A 16,753-nucleotide genomic window follows, 5' to 3' on the forward strand; every position below is an offset into this window, starting at 1 on the left:
CCACGGGCCCCTGCGCATCCGCGCGGGGGCCCTCCTTGTTTTAAAACGAAAAGACGACGTTCCTTGCCGCCCCGGGAAGCCCTCCCGCTCGGTTCCCGTTTGGGTTTTCCCCTATTCCCAAAAATTTTTATAGAACATGCATTGTTTTTCCGCAAAGAATTCCAGCCAAATTTTGAAAAGAATGTAGGAGGATGACAGAATAAATAGTATTAGGCTGACGGCTTGCGAAATGGACAGCCCGCAGGAAAGAATCCCGCGGACGGAATCGCCCCGGAAAAATTCCAGGATAAAGCGGATTAGCGAATAGAGAAAAAGGTAGATGAAAAACGGGTTGGCGTTCTTTGCTGCGGAGTTCGCCATGCGGCTTTGCTGGTATTTCGATGTAAAAAAATAGATGAATGCGGAAATGGCGAAAAGGAATACAGCTTCGACCAGCTGAATGGGAAAATAAGAAATGTCTTCTGGCCTCCCAAACGCTACATTTTCAGAAGGAATCGCGAGGAATCCGCTGTAAGGTTTCCCGTAGCAGCAACCGGCAAGATAGCACCCGATACGCCCGAATGCATGGCAAAACGGAATCAGTACTGCATAAATTTTGATATAATCCGCATTCCGCTGGCAGGATATTTTGATCCCGATTAAATAACCAAGTGCACCACCCAAAAGTCCGCCGTAGAAGACGAAGCCTCCGGGCGCGCTAAAAGAAGAAAGGAACGCCTGAAAAGAAAAGGGAAAGGAGACGAGGATAAAAGCGATTTTTGCCCCTAAAAAGCCTGTGCCAAAAATGCAGGCAGAAATCAGAATGAAAAAATCAAAGTCGATGTCCTTCCAATGTGGGTCGATTTTTACCCAAAGGGACGCCAGAATGATACCGAAAACGATGCACATCCCGTAAGAAGGGATGTTTAAGCTGCCAATGGAAAGAAAGGGTAACATGAACGGTCAATTTTTGGAGGATAGAGAATGAAAATAAAAAGCCAGTTAAGGTTCTTAACTGGCGAAAGGAATAAGAAAGCGCTCTACAAAATGGCGGCGCATATAACACAGTATCCCCATGTGATTCCGCAAATAGAGGTTGCGATGATTCCCATAACAAGACCTGCGGTGGCGACACCTGTAGATTTGTTTTGGTTTTCTAGCGATTTCTTCCCGAGGACGGCAAAAATAATTGCTAGAATGCCCAAAATTAAACCAAGCCATCCATAGACGAGGCTAAAAGCGAAAATGAGGGCTAGGATGCTGAGGACAAGGGAGGCTGCAGCCATGATTTTCTCCTAATGAGTATTGTTTTTGGAAATGGAAAGTTCTTTTTTGGCGTTGAACCAATACCGCGCAAAAAACGCAGCGAAGGTCAGAATCAGAGCAGAGATAAAGATTTTCTTCATATATGGGACTCCTTCTGTTAAAAGCTGAATTCATTTTTTAAGCCTTCGAGGGCTTTGACGCTTTTTTTGACTAAAACTTTAGAACAGGCGTTTAGGTCGCCATCTCGACATCTTTCTTCATCCGATTTGCAGGCGATGAAAAAGCCGGAGATGAATAGGGCAAGAAGGAGGATGGGAATTTTTTTCATTGGAACCTCTTTGTTCAGTTGTTTTATATAATGTAATAAAAAAAAAGATTGTCAAGAGTTAATCTTAATTTTTCGAGAGGATGATTTTGCGGGGGATTGGAGTGTCGAATTTTGCGTTAGCGACCGCAGCCCGGATGGGTTCGGACAAATTTCATGAAATTTGGCTGAACGGACGGCGGATGGGCGGGACGTTTTTGCTTTTTCCCGCCGATAACGCCAGAGAGCGGCGGCAAAGGGCGAAGCATTTTGCCGCAACGTCCGGAAAATGAAATCCTGAATAAGAAGAATTGTCGTGTGGCTGGCGTTCCGACGATAGCGCATTTCGCTTCTCCATTTGGCGCATTTTGCTTTTCTCGTGCCGCGATTCCCTGCTCCGGAAGGTTTTGCAATTATTTACAGAGCGCATAGGCGAATAAATTTATTTTTGGTGCGAGTGTTTGAAAAGGAGTGTTTATGGGCAGGATGCGTTTGCATCGCTTATTTTGCGTTGCCTTGCTGTGCCTGATTTCGGCGTCGCAGGCGGCTTTGACGATTCATATTCAATTTCCGTGGCGAAATGATGCGGCGAAAGCGTCGTATCAGTTGCATATTTTGGGCGGGACGACGAGTTATAATCCCGACTTTGGAACGACATCGGTGACGAAAATGGCCTCTGAAGGCGATGGCTGGTTTGTTTATACATGGGACAAGTCCGTTGGCGATTTTCAGGACTGGCAGAGCTTTGATGTAAAGGCGTGCCCAGATTCTTCGGATTGGAATTACAATAACAACAATTGCGTCCCGTGGAAAGATGCCGGGGGTAATGCGTATGCGTTCAAGATGTCTTCGACTTTCGGGAGCGATACGGAGGTCTGGTTTTGGACGGATGCGGACGGCGGCTACACGAAAAGTTTTATCGCGCCCGGTTCTAAAGTCGTCTGGTTCAAAAGCCCTTGGGGCAATAAGGCGCTCCCTCGGATGATTTTTGGTGCGGATTCCGTGATGATGCGCTTTGCCGTGGATGATGCGAGTCAGTGCGGATGGTTTTATGGGGCGATTACGCCGGCGATGTTGAAGTCGAACGTTTTGAAAACGGCGTATTTTGAACGGATGCATGCTTCTTATTTGACGGCTCCTGCAGAGGGGACTTTGGATTTGTCGCTGGCGCTTTCGGCAAATGACACGGTCTATGTGGATGGAACGCTGGGCGATTTGACGGTTTCCGCTCAAATGGGTTCGCTGGGCGAATGTTTTGATTCGACGAGAGTGCTTCACGTTTATCATCCGTGGCGGACGAATACCAGTTTCCGCGACAAGCCGCTCTTTATTTCGGTGGGCAACAACATTTTGAACAATCCGACGGCGATGGATTCGACGGGCGAGTATCCGTATTGGTGGCATTACGAATTCCCGACTTCGGTGACGTCAAAAGCGGAGTGGGTTTCGTCGGGGACGACGGTGAATTTGTATCGGCTGCAAAACGAATGGCCGCAGGTCGTGTATTTTAAGGATTCCGAGAAACCGGCGATTTCGCAGTTTTTCCCGACGGGTGTTTACGAAGCGTGGCTTTTTACTTCGACAAGCGTGAACGGGCAATTGGACATTTCCTTTGCGCCGCTGGAACGGAAAATTGTGCGGGTGATGAGTCCGTGGGACAACATGACGCCGTCCCTTCTTGTCGGTAGCGATACGGTGAAAATGGGTCCTTTCTCGAAGGATACCTGCGGCTGGTACCAAGCTTCTTATTACAAGCACGTGACGGATTGGAGCGTGCTCTTCAAGCAGACTTTTGGTTTTGAACGCTATACGGCGAATGGGCTTAAAGAAGGCGATCCGATTTCGCTGGATTCGGTATTTGCCGTTTCCGATATGGCGTGGGTTTTGCCTTATCCGACGAGCGCTAGCAAGCCGCAGATTTATTCCGAGTTTCCGGGACGCTTGGGAATTTGCCCGACGATGAAAATTTCGGCGATGCTTATCGACTGGGCGGGGGAATCGCACCCGAACGATGTCGATGTGGATTTCGGCGGCATTTACGACGGCAATTCCTTTACTTCGGTAACGTTCCTGGATTCGACGGGAACCCTCCAGACAAACCAGAAATGCCAGGGGCACGTCCGCGGGATGGTGCGGGACACGCTGGTGGACGGTCTGCCTGCCCGGATGGATTCCTTGCTTTATCCGTGGGGACAGTGTGCGGCGGCGCATGAAATTGAAAGGTGGTTTGTTCCCGAAACGCTGGCGACGGATGCGGCGGGAAACAAATATACGAATGCGACTTGCCGGGACATCGATTTGGCTTTGGATGAAGAAGGCTTTTGGCTTGCGGACATTACGGAAGCGGGCAGCTGCAACGACCCGGTGAATCCGGGATTTTATCCGCTGGACGATTTTGAATACTTGGATTCGGCGAAGACGGTGAAGAATCCGAAATTCGATTGGGACGTGCAAGGCTGCAAACACAATTACAGCTTTTCGATGAAAATTTCGGCGCAGTTCCAATATGTGAAGGGACAGTATTTTGAATTCCGCGGCGACGACGATGTGTGGGTGTTCATCAACAATCGGCTGGTGGTCGATATCGGCGGTTGTCACAGCCCTGTCGAAGGCGCAGTCGATTTGGATTCGCTGGGATTGATTGAAGGCGAAACCTATCCTTTCCGCATTTTCTTCTCGGAGCGCAATGCGACTGGTTCCAACTTCAAAATGCGCACTTCCATCAATCTGGAAACGGAAAAAACCTACTATCCTGTTGAAATTCCGACCAAGGACGGCACGATTTCATACGAAATCTGGCAGATGCTTGTCGATAAATCGTTGAGCTGCGACGTATCCAGCGTAGCGAAAGTGGATACGATTCCTGCACCGTCGTTGTTCATTTTGATGGGACAGGGATTGCCCGATGACGGAGACACGCTGGTTCCCGGTTTGAATTACGGCGGCATTCTGGTTTCGGAAACGATGGCGGGATTCTCCATCGATACGGCGGCGATTGTGCGATCCAGGACGTTGCCTCCGGGTTCTTACACGCTTTTCTTCTTTTTGGAATCGGATTTGTCTCAGGCTTCCTCGATTCATTTCTCGGTGCCGGAGTATCCGTTGCCGACGCTGGTCTTTGCCGATTCGCTGTGGAATGAAATCAGCCCGGATTCCGTTCGCTTGGGGCAGTATGCGTTTATTCCCTACCCTGTCCGCGTGATGGCTTATTACATGGGTGCTCTTTGCGATAGCGGTTGTGACGGAACTCTGGCTTTTTTGACTCCGGATTCTTTGGTGCTTTCCGATGAAGCGGGCGGCTTTGTGGATTCCGTGAAAATTGTCGGCGGACGCGCTTTGCTGTATGTGATGGGGACGGCTGCAGTCGTGGACGGTAGCTTTCAGCTTTTGGGACCCGCCTATGAAAACATTTTGACGTGGTCGAACATCCAGCTGGAAAAACCGCCTGTCCCTGTTCCGAATGGCGGCTATATGCGCGACCGCAATGGAGACGGTATCGCTGACAGTCTTGTGCTTTCTTACGGAGAGCCGATTGTGGATGACAATGTGCCCGATTCGGTTGCGTGGCTGTTTGGGGATTCGACATGGCACGGCAACGACCGCGCTAGTGTGGAAAAGCATCGTTACCGGGATTCGCTTCTGGTTTTTGAAAAGGATTCTCTGCTGTCGTTCCTCTTTACGGGAAACACTTCTAAATCGGTTTATGCGGGAAGCTATTCTAGCCTTTTCCGCAAGGCGGTGACGGACACTTTGACAGGAGCCACGGACACGTTGGACTTCCGGGTCTCTGGAAAAATTCACGACCGGATTGGACCTGTGATAACCAATGCGATAGTGACCCCGAAAAGCGAAAACATTTACCAGCTGGCGATTGTTTTTAGCGAAGCGGTGGATTCGAACAGCTTCGAGTTGGATTCGATCTTTGAATTCAAAGCGTGGAGAAACGGCTTGGAAAGTTCGCAGAATATTTTCCCGGTTTCCGGCTCGCGGAAAACCGCCCGCTATGAAGTTTTCTATTCAAATAAAAACGGGACGCTTCCTTCCGTGGGGGACAGCATTCGCTTCGCTCCGGGGGTAATAAAAGACTTGTCGAATAATGCGGCGGCGGAAAATAACCGCTGGGTTCGCATCGTCGGCGAACAATACATCGATATTATTTCGGCGAAGCTTTTTGAAGCCGACCCGGAACAGCTTGCGGAGTATGAAAAGGCGGAGACGATCATTCCGCGCAAAGTCGCTTTGGGTTCCGCTTATGAACGCATGGAAAAAGAAGTCGGGCTGCCCGGATTCCTGATTCGTTATGACTTGGGCGAACTGGCGGCATCGACAGGAGCAAGCCCCGAAAGCCTCTACGTCAAATACGACGCGACATTCTACACGAATTTGGGAGTGTATGTGAATGCGGCAAAGGGAAAACTTCTTTGCACGGACGAAATCTTTGGCGGCGACTGCACGCAAAATCCGGGTTACATCTATTTGGCTTGGAATATGCGCAGCAATAAAGGACGCTTGGTTTCTACGGGAGCCTACATCACCAAGCTCGATTTGAAAATCGGCGTTCTGGGTGGCGATGCGCAAAAGAAAGAGGTGACGCGCAGCTGGGGCATTCGTCGAAAGACCGAAAAATAAAGAAACTCTATACAATTCTACGCAAAATGCCCGCAATGAAAATTGTTTCAAAGCGGGAGTTTTCTTTTTCGCAAGGGGAATTCAGTTATTAGTTTTCAGTTCCAACTCTCAACCGGTCCCTGCCCTTCGGCAGGCGGTTCCTGAGTTTTGGTTTGTGAGCTTGTCGAACTAATCGAAGCTCACGAACCGCTAACTTGCGCGAAGCGATTACGAGCAAATCTGTATATAAGTACCCAAAATAAAGGAACTCTTTTTCGCCGGTCGTTTTCTATATTTGTGTCGGCTTTTTACAAACGGAAAGCCTGAACAATCCCCCGGGGAGCTGGTGCAACCGGCTGAGAGGAAAATGTGATTTTCGACCCGCGAACTTGAACTGGGTAATGCCAGCGAAAAAGGAGTTATAATGGAAGACACCAAGTCTTATCTGCAAGCATTTGCCAAATTGAATACAGCGATGCGAGAAAAATCTCCCCTCGTTCACAACATCACCAATTATGTGACGGTGAACGACGTGGCGAATGCTACACTTGCCATTGGAGCTTCGCCGATCATGGCGGATGCGATAGAAGAAGCGGCAAATATCGCGTCCATTTCTTCGGCGTTGGTGATAAACATTGGCACGTTGAATGCCCGAACGGTTGAGTCGATGATTGCCGCGGGGCGTGCGGCGAACGAAAAGAATATTCCGATTGTTTTTGACCCGGTCGGTGCGGGAGCTTCGGCTTTTCGCAACAAGACGACGGAACGTCTTTTGCAGGAATTGAAAATTTCCATTTTGCGCGGGAACCTTTCGGAAATTTCTTTTGTCGCTGGCGTTTCGGCTTCGACGAAGGGAGTCGATGTTTCGGAAGGCGACTCGGCAAATGATGCTCAGGCGATTTGCCAAAAAGTAGCGAAAGAAAGAAATTGCTCTGTCGTGATTACCGGCAAGACGGATTTTGTGAGTGACGGACTCCGCTTGGCAAAAGTCGATAACGGTGTCGCTCTGCTTTCCAAGGTGACAGGCACGGGCTGCATGACTTCGGCGATTACGGGCGCATACGCAGGTGCTTCGGACGATATGTTCGTCGCGGCGTTGGCGGGAGTTTCTTCCATGGGAATTGCCGGAGAAATCGCTTATGAAAAATCAGCGGACAAAGGAACGGGAAGCTTTCGAGTTTCTTTAATCGACGCCCTTTCCCAGCTTCAAGCAGAAACGATTTTAAAGCGGGCAAAAATCCGTTAGGCTCGCTTTTAAAACGGTTTTAAGTCATAGAGGATACTTCTCTTTGGCTTCTTCCAAGCGTAAAGAAGTTTCTTCCCATTGGGCGAACAATTCTTCGCCCTTTACTTTTTCTGCATTGAGAGCTGTAGCCAGCTTGGCAATTTGTGCGCCGTCCGCTTTTTCGGAAGCGGCAAGAAGATCGGCTTCGATTTTTTTTGCCGATTCTTCGGATTTTTGGATGTCCGCTTCGAGTCTTTGAATTTCTTTTTCCAGTGGGCGGATAATTTTTGCCCGCTCTTCGATATAGGCAGCTCGGGCTTGTCGGCTTTCCTTGCTTTTGGGAGTAGGGATATCCGCCTTTGCAGATCCCCCGTTGCTTTTTTCTACGGAAACTTTGGAAACGTTTTCGCCCCGTTCTTCTTGCCAGCCGATTTTATCCAGGAAACTGGCGTAATTGCCTTCAAAAACAAAACTGCGCCCGCCGTCAAATACAATGAGCTTATTCGCAAAGGCGTGAAGGAGTTCTTCGTCGTGCGAAACGACAATCGCCGTTCCCTGATAATCTTCCAACGCGTCGATCAGGCTTTCGATGCTTTCCATGTCCAAGTGGTTCGTCGGTTCGTCCAGCAAAAGCAGGTTGCAGGGCGTCGCGAGGATTTTTCCCAAAAGGACACGGCTGCGTTCTCCGCCGGAAAGGACGTTGATTTTTTTGAGCGCGGCGTCCCCGCTGAACATCATCAGGCCGGCAAGGCTGCGGGCTTTCCCCCGTTCGGCGTTGGTGATGGCTGACTGCAATTCCTCTTCGACGGTTTTCGTCAAGTCCAAGCGGTTGATATTCGTCTGCCCGAAATAGTTCAGCTGCACGTTCGGATTCCAGACGACTTCGCCGCTGACGGGTTTGAGTTCGTTGGCAATCAAATTCAAAAGGGTCGTTTTTCCGCGACCGTTCGGCCCGATAATCGCAATGCGATCGCCCTTGAAAATTTCCGCGGACAAATTCTGGATGAGGTCGGGACCGCCGTCAAAGTGAAAACGCAAATCCTTGATTTGCATCATGCGCTTGCCGGGAAAACCCGCTTCGTTGAACGAAAATTCCAGATTGCGTTCGTGCTCCGGGCGGGTTATCGTTCCCAGTTTTTCTACCGCTTTGATTTTGGATTGCACCATTGCCGCTTTGCTCGCCTTAAAACGGAATCGCTCGATGACGCGCTCCAGCTGCTCGCGCTTGTGCGCTTCGTTTTCCTGCGTGCGTTGCGCCATTTCTTCTTCAATCGCTACGGTCTCTTTGAATTTGGCTACAGTTCCTTGGATTTTGCGGAATTTCTTGCGGTAAATGCCGACGACGTGTGTGCAGACGCTGTCCATAAAATTGCGGTCGTGCGTAATCAGCAGCACTTCGCCTTTCCATCCGCGCAGAAAACGCGTGAGCCAGCGTGTCGAAATAATGTCCAGGTAGTTTGTCGGTTCGTCGAGCAAAAGCACGTTCGGTTCGCTCGCTAGAACTTTAGCGAGGTTCAGCCGAATCTGGAAACCGCCGGAAAGAAGCATCGGATCTTTTTGCAAGGATTCCGCATCGAATCCCAAACCGAACAAAATCGATTCCACCTGGTGCGTGTCCATCCATCCGTCTTCGTTTTTTTTCAGAACGGAACAGGCTTCTTCGTGTACGGTTTTGTGCGAAAACGCGATATGCTGTTTCAAGTAGCCGAGGGTATAATTCTTGGGAATGTCGATTTTTCCGCCGTCCAAGGATTCTTCGCCGAGAATCATTTTGAACAAAGTCGATTTGCCGCTGCCGTTGCGCCCGACAATGCCAACGCGTTCCCGCGGCCCGACCAAAAAGCTCGCGTCCTTAAAAAGTTCTTGAATCCCGAAAGATTTGGTAATATTTTGAATTTGAATCACGGGGACAAAAATAGAAAATTGCGTTGGAATGTTAAATTTCTAAAATCGAGGCTGAGTTCAAAATGAAAAAATTCTGTATGGTCGCATTGCTCCTTGTCCTTTTTGGAGCAAGCCTTTACGGTGAAAAAATTCCGATCAACAACGGTGCCGGTTTTGACGGCGAATTCTACCGTTCTGTGGCGCAGAATTTTTCCGCTGATTTCTGGGATTCGGGATACGACGCATTTCGCATTCAGCGCCTGTTTCCCTTTTTGGGTGTCCACTACGTTTTTCAGATTTTAGGAGTGTCGGCGACCGATGAAAATTTGATGTCCGCCATGTTCGGGCTGCACCTATTTAATCTATTGCTGCAAATCGCTTTATTCTTTGCCATATCCAAAATCCTTCGCTGGCAACCAGCGACGGAAATGGTTTTGTTCGCTGTCCTCTTCTTGAATTTTTTCACTCTTAAAAATTGCGGATACGAGCCCTTTCAAACGGATGCATTCGCGGTCACTCTTTCGCTTCTGAGTGTTTATTTTTATTTGAAGAACACACTCTTTTGCAACGGAATTGTCGCTGTTTTGGGAATGATAACGTGGCCTCTCGTGACTGTGCAAATCATTTTGATGCAGGTGTTGGACAAGCCGCTTTCTCAATCCGAAACAGGAAGGAAGTTTGAACTGTGGAAAATTTTCCCGATTCTCTACGGGAGTTTTGCCGCTTTATCGATAACCGCTTTGTGCTTGGCTGGGCACTTGGGTGTTGTGCGGAATTTGCTCATGCGCGAAACGAATTTGCCTTTGACGGCGTTTTCGTTTTGTTCGATTCTAGTAGCACTCTTCTTTTTGCTTCGCAAAACTTCGTCGATATCGCTGGATTTTTGGAAATCGGCGAAAAATTGCCGTTGGAAAGTTCTTGGAAGCTTCTTAGTGGCGTGGCTTGCTGTCAAATATTTTTTGTCGTTGCATACAAACGATGAATTTTTCAGCAGCAGTTCGATTTTCGGACTGCAAATTCTGCTGCGCCCCTTGAAATACCCGCTGATTTCGTTCGTTGGTTTTGTGGCTTTTTACGGCATCTTGCCAATGCTGATTCTTTTTGGTTTTCGGGATTTTTCCCGAGACTTCGTCGACCGTTCTGCCGGATTCGCATGCCTCTTTGGGGCGTTTCTCGTCTTGATGCTGGACAGCGAAAGCCGCCATTTGGCGTCCCTTCTCCCCGTTTTACTTTTGCCCCTTGGAACCGTTCTGGATAAGTGGGATCTCGGTAAATTTCAGGTGGCGGCGCTCGTGATTCTCCAACTGCTGCTTTCGCATTTCTACTTTCCGATCAATACGGAAAATCTTTTGGGACAATTGCAGACGGGGAACTTTGAACTCCCTGCCGCTCAACGGTATTTTATGAATTTCGGAGCCTACATGAGCCTGAAGTCCTATTTTCTTTGGTCGGCCGTTTCCGTTGCTTTGATTATCGTCAGCTGTGGAATTTTAAAAAAGCCTTTTTTTACGAAAGATAATTCAGGATTGGCTGGCAGAAAAGAAGGAACCCCATGGCGAAAAATTTCCCGCCGGAACTAGACTTTGCCGGAGGGAGAAAAAACAAACCCCGAAGAACATCTCCAGGGCTGCTTGGGCTTTTGGACGACGAATCTATTTTTCGTCGTTCCACCAGGAACCGTCATCTTCGTCAATCGGATTGCTTTTGACGGAAAATTCCCTGTTCCAGGTTTCGTATTCCCTGTCGAGCAGGCGTTCTGCCCGATAGGTGTTTTTTTCTTCGTTCATGTTTTCTCCTTGCCGAGGTTGTCTTCCCGGCGATTTCGTCTCTTAACTCAAGTAGACGGAAATAGTATACTTAAATAAGGGTGAAAAGAAAATGCCTTTGTGTAAAAAGAGGGCGAAATCTTTGTAAACAATGCTAATTTTGAAGAGTATGAAAAAGTATCCCGTAAAATTTTCGCTTTTTCTCGCTCTGCTTTCTGCGGCGATAGTCCCGATTTGCGCGCTTTATTATGCGGGGCTTTATGCTCTGGATTTTTTGGCTATGCTTTCCATTTTCTCGACTTTGTTCACGGTGGCGGATGTCGTTTTGCCTTTGCTGTTTTTGTTTTCGGTTTGGGGATTTGCCTATTTGTTCCGGGCGATTTTACGGAGCTTGCCGACAGAAACTCGGGAAAAGAAATTGCTGCAAAACACTTGGAATTTGTTCGTCTTTGGGGCTGTCACTTTGACGGTCTTGTCGCCGCTTTATTCCATTGTTCAGGGAAGCGTCTCGCTTCGCGTCTTGTGGAATTTCTTTTTTGGCGCGGAATGGTTCGTGGGAATTTTGATGGGCGCGTGCCTTGCCCGGGCTGCTTTTCGGGGGCGTCGCTGGTTGCTGTTCTTTTTAGGAATTACAGCGTCGCTTTCTGTCGCTTCGGATTTCAACGGTTGCAAATACATCCAGCCGTTGTTTGACAAGCACACTCTTGCCGAAGAAGTCGGCGAAGACGTTTCGGGCGGGGACTTGCTTTTTTCGCTGTGGGGGATTTCCCCGGCGGAATTTGATGCGCTGGACGATGAATCCTTTGCTGACATTCAAGAGGTTTCCTTTTCGATGTTTGCGCTGGTCGCTGCGCTTTTTGCCGCTTGGATTGCTTTTCATTCTGCCATGGCGACAGCTTTTTTTGTTTTGTGCGCTCTTTATTTTGTCGGTAAAAATGACGAGCAAAATAGGCAGGATGGACGCTGCCTTGAGGATGCTTCGCGAATATGTTGAAAGTCGCTTTGATTACGGCGGGCGTTTTGGTCTGCTCCAATTTGTTCATGACATTTGCCTGGTATGGGCATCTAAAGTTTCTCGGTTCCAGACCGTGGTATATTGCCGCTGTGGTCAGTTGGGGAATTGCCCTTTTTGAATATATGCTTCAGGTACCTGCCAATCGCTACGGCTATTCGGCGTTGAATGTCGTTCAGCTCAAGGTGATTCAGGAAGCGGTTGCGCTGACTGTTTTTGCGCCGTTTGCGGTGCTGGTCATGAATCAGCCGCTGAAATGGGATTATCTCTGGTCAGCGTTGTGCCTGATTGGAGCGGTGTATTTCGCTTTCCGTTAAATGGGGATTTATGCTGACGACTTTTCTCATCGTGCTCGGCGTTTTGACGCTTTTCGGTCTTGGCACAGCAAAAGACGCTTGCGCGATTACGCTCTTATTGAAAATTCTGCCGTTTCTCTTGCTCGTGGCGATTTTTCTGATGATCGCATTTTGTAGCAGATAGTCCTTTTGGGATTTATGCGATTCCCGTGGATGCTTGAGCCAAAAGCGCTTCGTATTGTTGCAGTTCCTTGCTGAAATCCCCCAACGCTTTGTAGCGTTTTAAAATGAGATTCATAAAATCCTTGTAGGAACCCATGAGCAAAAAGGGGTCGCTTTGGTAGCCCGAGTATTTTTGATAGAGTGCTTTCAGATTTTTGATGCTTTGGCGCACTTGGTTGAGAATGTCGAAGAGTTGCTCGTGGGCGTTCTGCAGTCCGATCTTGTTTTGTTCGATGATTTCCGGAACGTTGGTTTGCAAAATTTCGGAGGGGAGCTTGGCGTAATCTTCATAGACGGTGTTGGTGCTGGCGGATGGATTCCCGGCGATGAGGCTGGAGGCCCGCATACCGTTGCGCTTGGCCTTGGCGTCAATGGAAATTTTGCAGATGTCTCCGCCCATGAAGTTGCACTTGGCGCGCGTCTCTTCGCGGTGCAGGGAATTCAAAGGGAAGAAGTCTTCGTGGGTTCCCAACCGGGAAAGCGGGACATAGAGCGCAATGGATTCGTTGAAGACGGTGACATTGTAACGGATGTATTCTTCGCCATCGATGTTTTCCGTTTTATAACGGTTTCCGCTGGAATTTTTGAAATGTTCGGTCTGGTTCAAAAGATTTTGAAACGTTTTTTTCAAATCTTCCTGATTGGGGGAGTAGGTGTTTAAAAAATGTTCTATGCCTTTGTCAAATCCTTTGCGAATCGCTTCGTTGGCGGCTCGCTTGCCCCACAAATCTTTGGAAAGGAAAAGAAAATCGGTAATGCTTGTTTCGGATCGGTTGGCGATAAGCGCTTGGAGCCTGGCGATTTTGGCAAGCCCTCGCCAGCGGCTCGCAGAAATGTAGATGTTGCCTTGCTCGCATTCCGTGGCAATCGCCTGTAGCAGGGAGAGCGAGTCTTGGGAAATAGCGACGTTTTCCAGTTCCTTTTCCCAAGAACGCATTTCTTCTTTGGAAATTTTCAGCTCTTCGGTGACGGAAAAACGCTGCGGGTCTCCGGCTTTGGAAAGCAGCGTTTCCAGGGCGTTCGGCGAAACCGAGTCGGGAAAGGTGAGGACAAGATGGATGCTGTCCGCCAGTTTGGCTTCGGGAAGGGCGGCGTCGGGTCTTGCGCGCCCGGAAAGGATGAGCGAATGCGCAAGGTGTTCCCCGAGAAAAGAGTCGATGGCACTTGTCATCTGCTGAAAGCCGCTGTCGAAGTTGGTGAATATCGCCAAGTCGATGGGTGCTTGCGGCAAATCGAAATGGCGAAGCCCGTACGTCTGGACTTGCAAATTCGAAAATCCGGCCAGGAGATGGTTGATGATCGCCCGCTTTCCCGCTCCTGCGCGCCCATACAGATAGGTGGGCTGTCCTGTCAGAACGGCGAGAAACGCCAAACGAAAAATGTCTTCCCGTTCAATGAGGCCGCCATCCAGCTCTTCCAATAATTTATGCATTCGTTCTGCGAGAGTCATCAAATTTCCTTTTCCCTGAAGCGCATTTTCAAGAACCCCAAGGTCTGTAGTCATGTCGTTTTTAGAAAACCTGTAGAAAATATAAACGATTTTTCTAAAATAGGCGATATGTTCGATGCGATTCTTTTTGTACAGCTGGGTTCCCCGGAAGACGCTACGCCGAAAAGCGTAGAGAAGTATCTGGTCGAATTTTTGGGTGACTGGCACACTCTGGGAAATCCGCCTTTTTTTTGGAACTGGCTTTTGAAACGCATCATCGCGCCGAAACGCTCGGTGAAAAGTGCCTGCAAATATCAAGAAATGGTGCAGAAGGCGGGGCTTGGGGAAATGCCGCTGGTCTATTACACCCGGCGATTTGCCGAAGGAATTGCTTCCGCCGTGGAGTCCCGCATTGCCGTCCGCTACGCTTTTGAATTTGGAACGAAGCCTTCCATTTCGGACGCTCTGCAAGAGTTTGCCGATTTTGGGAAAAAGAAAATTCGGGTCGTTCCGCTTTTTCCGCAGCGTTCCTTGGTTACGACGGTCGCCGTCCGGGATATCGCCGCAGCCTGCTTTCAAAAATTTCCGCAGCTTTCCATGGATTTTGTCGATGGCTTTGCGCTCAATCCGGTCTGGCTGGAAGAAACTTTTCAAAATGTCTTGCGCCATTGGAACGGCATTTCGCCAATCGTTTTTTCCTTTCATGGAACTCCTGTTGCCTGGGCGAAAAAGGGCGACCCGTATAGCCGGGATTGCGAAGCGGAATTCGACTGGTTCCGAAAAAAAATACGGGAAGTTTCGCCGAACGCCGAAGTCCTTCTTTCTTACCAGAGCCGCTTTGGGCATGGCAAGTGGCTGGGACCTTTCACAACGGATGTCGTTGCGCAAATCGCTCAAAAGCAAAAAGAAGTGCTGCTGGTCTGCCCGTCCTTTACCGCCGAGAATTTGGAGACCCTCCATGAAATCGATGTCGAATTGCGAAATTTATTTTTGGCCGCTGGAGGCCAGAGGTTTACACGAGTCTCTTGCCTGAATGACGACGCGAATTGGGTAAAGCGGTTTGCCGAAGAAATGATGCGGGAAAATTTAGGGAGTCCATGTGAAAAATAGATGGATGTATTTGGCGTTGCTGATTTTGGTCGCAATGGGAGTGGCTTTTGCCGAGAACTCGGGAACTTCATCCGAAGAAAGTTTCCAGCGGTTTGCCGCCTTGCCGGTTTTGGGCTATGCCGAAGAAACGGGACTCAAATACGGTGCGATGGTCATTCTTTTTACCCGACCGGATGCGCCGGGAGAAAATGCGACCGCCATCGATTTTGCGGTCATGGGAACCACCAAAGGCCAGCTGGAAGTGGATGTTTCGCCGGATTTGTATTTGTTCTCCGGCTTTTTGCACTCGGACATTTCGTTTATCTATTGGAATTGGCGTGCGAAGTATTACGGAATAGGGAACGACCCCGACAGGGATTTGTACACGCGTTACGACATGGATCTTTTCAAGCTGAGCGTTCCTTTTGAAATGCGCCTTTTTCCTTCGCCGTTATCCCAGGTTCTCCATGTGGGCCCTTATTTTTATTTGGAGCACAATCGCGCTTCGTTTTCTCATGGAGACTTGGACAAGCCGGAAAATGCGGGAGGCAAGCGGTTTGGCACCGGTTATCAGATTACGTTGGACTTTCGGGATAATGTGAATTGGCCGGTTTCAGGATTTTTCGGGCAGTTTCGTCAGGTGTTTTATTCCGGGTCGTTCGGCAGCGATTTTGATTTCTTCTCGCAGACGGTGGATTTGCGGGCGTATTCCTATTTGTTTTGGGGAACTTCTGTGGCGCTGGGCACTTTTTACGAAGTAAAAAAAGGCGACGTTCCTTTTGATATGCTGGCGACGTTGGACGGTATTAAACGCTTCCGCGGCGTGGAGCGGGGAATGTTTTTGGACAGGCAGGTTTTTTCGGCGCAGGTGGAATTGAGAAAAACTCTTTTTTGGCGTTTGGCAGGAACGATTTTTTTCGAAGCGGGAAAAGTGGGACCCTATTTTTCGCAGTTGGCCCGTAACCGCTGGCATTATGCGCCGGGATTTGGCGGACGCTTTTTGCTGAACAAAAGCGAAAAAACGTATGTGCGGGGCGACTTCTCCTTGGTGGACGGCAAGTATCTGGGAATGACCGTTTATATTCGCGAAGCGTTCTAGGGAATAGTGGACGGCAATTAGTTGGGAAGTTATCAGTTGTCAGAGGCTAGTGGTTAAAGTGCATGGGAGAAGCTGCTGGCAGTCGATTTCCCTAATCAAAAAATAATCGCCGCTTTTGCCGCAACAAAAAAAGGCTTCCTTTCAGAAGCCTTTTCCAAGGAGAAATGCAAAAGTCTTTAGTCGGACAGCTTGTTCCAGTCCAGAATTCCTTTTTTGTAAAGATAAAGGTAGCCGCTCTCCAGAATCAGCAGGAACGCCAGCAGCACAAAGAGCAGACTCCACGGGCTGGACAAAAAGACGACAGCCAGCGGGTAGAGAAATGCGACTTCGATATCAAAAACCAGGAACAGCATGGCGACCATGTAATACTTGATGGGATAACGCTCGTTGGCAGAACCGGCGACGTGCGCGAGGCCGCATTCATAGGCGGTACTCTTGATAAGCACCCGTTTGATTTTTCCGGGATGCAGAAACCAGTTGGCAAGGAGCAGGAGCAGGGGGACTGCAACGGCCAAAATGACGAGAATCGTCATGGCAAAAGTCGTATCAAAAATTTGAACGTTACTCATAATGC

Annotated in this window: 16 protein-coding genes and 1 riboswitch; of the genes, 10 read left to right on the forward strand and 6 right to left on the reverse strand. The window is 49.0% G+C overall.

Annotation, left to right across the window (positions count from 1 at the left end):
• Positions 1 to 111: 111 nt before the first annotated feature.
• Positions 112 to 936 carry a prolipoprotein diacylglyceryl transferase gene (locus BGX14_RS08820; RefSeq protein ID WP_095879646.1) on the reverse strand — a complete coding sequence of 275 codons (825 nt, stop codon included), beginning with the start codon at positions 934 to 936 and terminating at the stop codon, positions 112 to 114.
• 27 nt (positions 937 to 963) lie between these two features.
• Between BGX14_RS08820 and BGX14_RS08825 the strand changes: the two genes are divergently transcribed.
• Positions 964 to 1,206, forward strand: coding sequence for a hypothetical protein (locus tag BGX14_RS08825; RefSeq protein ID WP_083545898.1), 243 nt, complete (start codon positions 964 to 966; stop codon positions 1,204 to 1,206).
• A gap of 196 nt (positions 1,207 to 1,402) precedes the next feature.
• Here BGX14_RS08825 and BGX14_RS15545 read toward each other — a convergent pair whose 3' ends face one another.
• The gene (locus BGX14_RS15545; protein ID WP_158223277.1) at positions 1,403 to 1,573 is read right to left on the reverse strand and encodes a hypothetical protein; all 171 of its coding nucleotides are present in this window, start codon (positions 1,571 to 1,573) and stop codon (positions 1,403 to 1,405) included.
• A gap of 80 nt (positions 1,574 to 1,653) precedes the next feature.
• On the opposite strand from BGX14_RS15545, the gene BGX14_RS08830 reads away from it, so the two are divergent.
• The 3 genes from BGX14_RS08830 (at position 1,654) to thiM (ending at position 7,403) form a co-directional block, all read left to right on the forward strand.
• Positions 1,654 to 1,842, forward strand: coding sequence for a hypothetical protein (locus BGX14_RS08830; protein ID WP_073306020.1), 189 nt, complete (start codon positions 1,654 to 1,656; stop codon positions 1,840 to 1,842).
• 184 nt (positions 1,843 to 2,026) lie between these two features.
• Positions 2,027 to 6,178 carry a fibro-slime domain-containing protein gene (locus BGX14_RS08835; RefSeq protein ID WP_233126469.1) on the forward strand — a complete coding sequence of 1,384 codons (4,152 nt, stop codon included), beginning with the start codon at positions 2,027 to 2,029 and terminating at the stop codon, positions 6,176 to 6,178.
• A gap of 305 nt (positions 6,179 to 6,483) precedes the next feature.
• A riboswitch (TPP riboswitch) is annotated at positions 6,484 to 6,589 on the forward strand.
• Complete coding sequence (gene thiM, locus BGX14_RS08840) at positions 6,582 to 7,403, forward strand: hydroxyethylthiazole kinase (protein WP_095879647.1); 822 nt, start codon at positions 6,582 to 6,584, stop codon at positions 7,401 to 7,403. It overlaps the preceding riboswitch by 8 nt.
• Positions 7,404 to 7,427: 24 nt before the next feature.
• On the opposite strand, the gene BGX14_RS08845 is transcribed toward thiM, so the two are convergent.
• Positions 7,428 to 9,287 carry an ABC-F family ATP-binding cassette domain-containing protein gene (locus BGX14_RS08845; RefSeq protein ID WP_095879648.1) on the reverse strand — a complete coding sequence of 620 codons (1,860 nt, stop codon included), beginning with the start codon at positions 9,285 to 9,287 and terminating at the stop codon, positions 7,428 to 7,430.
• Positions 9,288 to 9,349: 62 nt separating this feature from the next.
• Here BGX14_RS08845 and BGX14_RS08850 point away from each other — a divergent pair, with 62 nt between their 5' ends.
• Positions 9,350 to 10,846, forward strand: coding sequence for a hypothetical protein (locus tag BGX14_RS08850; protein WP_095879649.1), 1,497 nt, complete (start codon positions 9,350 to 9,352; stop codon positions 10,844 to 10,846).
• 72 nt (positions 10,847 to 10,918) lie between these two features.
• Here BGX14_RS08850 and BGX14_RS16290 read toward each other — a convergent pair whose 3' ends face one another.
• Positions 10,919 to 11,053, reverse strand: a complete 135-nt coding sequence (locus BGX14_RS16290; protein ID WP_255404494.1) for a hypothetical protein — start codon at positions 11,051 to 11,053, stop codon at positions 10,919 to 10,921.
• Positions 11,054 to 11,201: 148 nt separating this feature from the next.
• On the opposite strand from BGX14_RS16290, the gene BGX14_RS08855 reads away from it, so the two are divergent.
• Genes BGX14_RS08855 through BGX14_RS15840 form a run of 3 tightly spaced genes read left to right on the forward strand, consistent with a single transcriptional unit; the run spans position 11,202 to position 12,524 of the window.
• Positions 11,202 to 12,026: a hypothetical protein gene (locus BGX14_RS08855; protein ID WP_095879650.1), complete on the forward strand. Its 825-nt coding sequence runs from the start codon at positions 11,202 to 11,204 to the stop codon at positions 12,024 to 12,026.
• Positions 12,020 to 12,361, forward strand: a complete 342-nt coding sequence (locus BGX14_RS08860; RefSeq protein WP_181949982.1) for a DMT family protein — start codon at positions 12,020 to 12,022, stop codon at positions 12,359 to 12,361. The genes BGX14_RS08855 and BGX14_RS08860 overlap by 7 nt, the downstream gene beginning before the upstream one ends.
• Positions 12,362 to 12,371: 10 nt before the next feature.
• Positions 12,372 to 12,524: a hypothetical protein gene (locus BGX14_RS15840; RefSeq protein ID WP_198951182.1), complete on the forward strand. Its 153-nt coding sequence runs from the start codon at positions 12,372 to 12,374 to the stop codon at positions 12,522 to 12,524.
• Positions 12,525 to 12,536: 12 nt separating this feature from the next.
• Here BGX14_RS15840 and BGX14_RS08865 read toward each other — a convergent pair whose 3' ends face one another.
• Positions 12,537 to 14,066, reverse strand: a complete 1,530-nt coding sequence (locus BGX14_RS08865) for a hypothetical protein (protein ID WP_073306014.1) — start codon at positions 14,064 to 14,066, stop codon at positions 12,537 to 12,539.
• A gap of 54 nt (positions 14,067 to 14,120) precedes the next feature.
• On the opposite strand from BGX14_RS08865, the gene hemH reads away from it, so the two are divergent.
• Together hemH and BGX14_RS08875 are read left to right on the forward strand one after the other, a co-directional pair.
• Positions 14,121 to 15,101, forward strand: a complete 981-nt coding sequence (gene hemH, locus BGX14_RS08870; RefSeq protein WP_158223278.1) for a ferrochelatase — start codon at positions 14,121 to 14,123, stop codon at positions 15,099 to 15,101.
• Positions 15,091 to 16,179, forward strand: coding sequence for a BamA/TamA family outer membrane protein (locus BGX14_RS08875; RefSeq protein ID WP_143394201.1), 1,089 nt, complete (start codon positions 15,091 to 15,093; stop codon positions 16,177 to 16,179). The genes hemH and BGX14_RS08875 overlap by 11 nt, the downstream gene beginning before the upstream one ends.
• Positions 16,180 to 16,355: 176 nt before the next feature.
• On the opposite strand, the gene BGX14_RS08880 is transcribed toward BGX14_RS08875, so the two are convergent.
• A complete protein-coding gene (locus tag BGX14_RS08880) occupies positions 16,356 to 16,748 on the reverse strand; it encodes an NADH-quinone oxidoreductase subunit A (protein ID WP_078776791.1) in 393 nt (130 codons plus the stop codon).
• Positions 16,749 to 16,753 lie beyond the last annotated feature (5 nt).

Source organism: Fibrobacter sp. UWS1 (assembly GCF_002300445.1).
Classification (GTDB): Bacteria; Fibrobacterota; Fibrobacteria; order Fibrobacterales; family Fibrobacteraceae; genus Hallerella; species Hallerella intestinalis.

What these genes read in the sequence shown, in the direction of transcription:
- hemH (WP_158223278.1), top strand. Translation starts at nt 14,121, where the DNA reads ATGTTCGATGCGATTCTTTTTGTACAGCTGGGTTCCCCGGAAGACGCT.
- BGX14_RS08830 (WP_073306020.1), top strand. Translation starts at nt 1,654, where the DNA reads ATGATTTTGCGGGGGATTGGAGTGTCGAATTTTGCGTTAGCGACCGCA.
- BGX14_RS08850 (WP_095879649.1), top strand. Translation starts at nt 9,350, where the DNA reads ATGAAAAAATTCTGTATGGTCGCATTGCTCCTTGTCCTTTTTGGAGCA.
- BGX14_RS08825 (WP_083545898.1), top strand. Translation starts at nt 964, where the DNA reads ATGAAAATAAAAAGCCAGTTAAGGTTCTTAACTGGCGAAAGGAATAAG.
- BGX14_RS08880 (WP_078776791.1), bottom strand. Translation starts at nt 16,748, where the DNA reads ATGAGTAACGTTCAAATTTTTGATACGACTTTTGCCATGACGATTCTC.
- BGX14_RS15545 (WP_158223277.1), bottom strand. Translation starts at nt 1,573, where the DNA reads ATGAAAAAAATTCCCATCCTCCTTCTTGCCCTATTCATCTCCGGCTTT.
- BGX14_RS08835 (WP_233126469.1), top strand. Translation starts at nt 2,027, where the DNA reads ATGGGCAGGATGCGTTTGCATCGCTTATTTTGCGTTGCCTTGCTGTGC.
- BGX14_RS16290 (WP_255404494.1), bottom strand. Translation starts at nt 11,053, where the DNA reads ATGAACGAAGAAAAAAACACCTATCGGGCAGAACGCCTGCTCGACAGG.
- BGX14_RS15840 (WP_198951182.1), top strand. Translation starts at nt 12,372, where the DNA reads ATGCTGACGACTTTTCTCATCGTGCTCGGCGTTTTGACGCTTTTCGGT.
- BGX14_RS08820 (WP_095879646.1), bottom strand. Translation starts at nt 936, where the DNA reads ATGTTACCCTTTCTTTCCATTGGCAGCTTAAACATCCCTTCTTACGGG.
- BGX14_RS08865 (WP_073306014.1), bottom strand. Translation starts at nt 14,066, where the DNA reads ATGACTACAGACCTTGGGGTTCTTGAAAATGCGCTTCAGGGAAAAGGA.
- thiM (WP_095879647.1), top strand. Translation starts at nt 6,582, where the DNA reads ATGGAAGACACCAAGTCTTATCTGCAAGCATTTGCCAAATTGAATACA.
- BGX14_RS08860 (WP_181949982.1), top strand. Translation starts at nt 12,020, where the DNA reads ATGTTGAAAGTCGCTTTGATTACGGCGGGCGTTTTGGTCTGCTCCAAT.
- BGX14_RS08855 (WP_095879650.1), top strand. Translation starts at nt 11,202, where the DNA reads ATGAAAAAGTATCCCGTAAAATTTTCGCTTTTTCTCGCTCTGCTTTCT.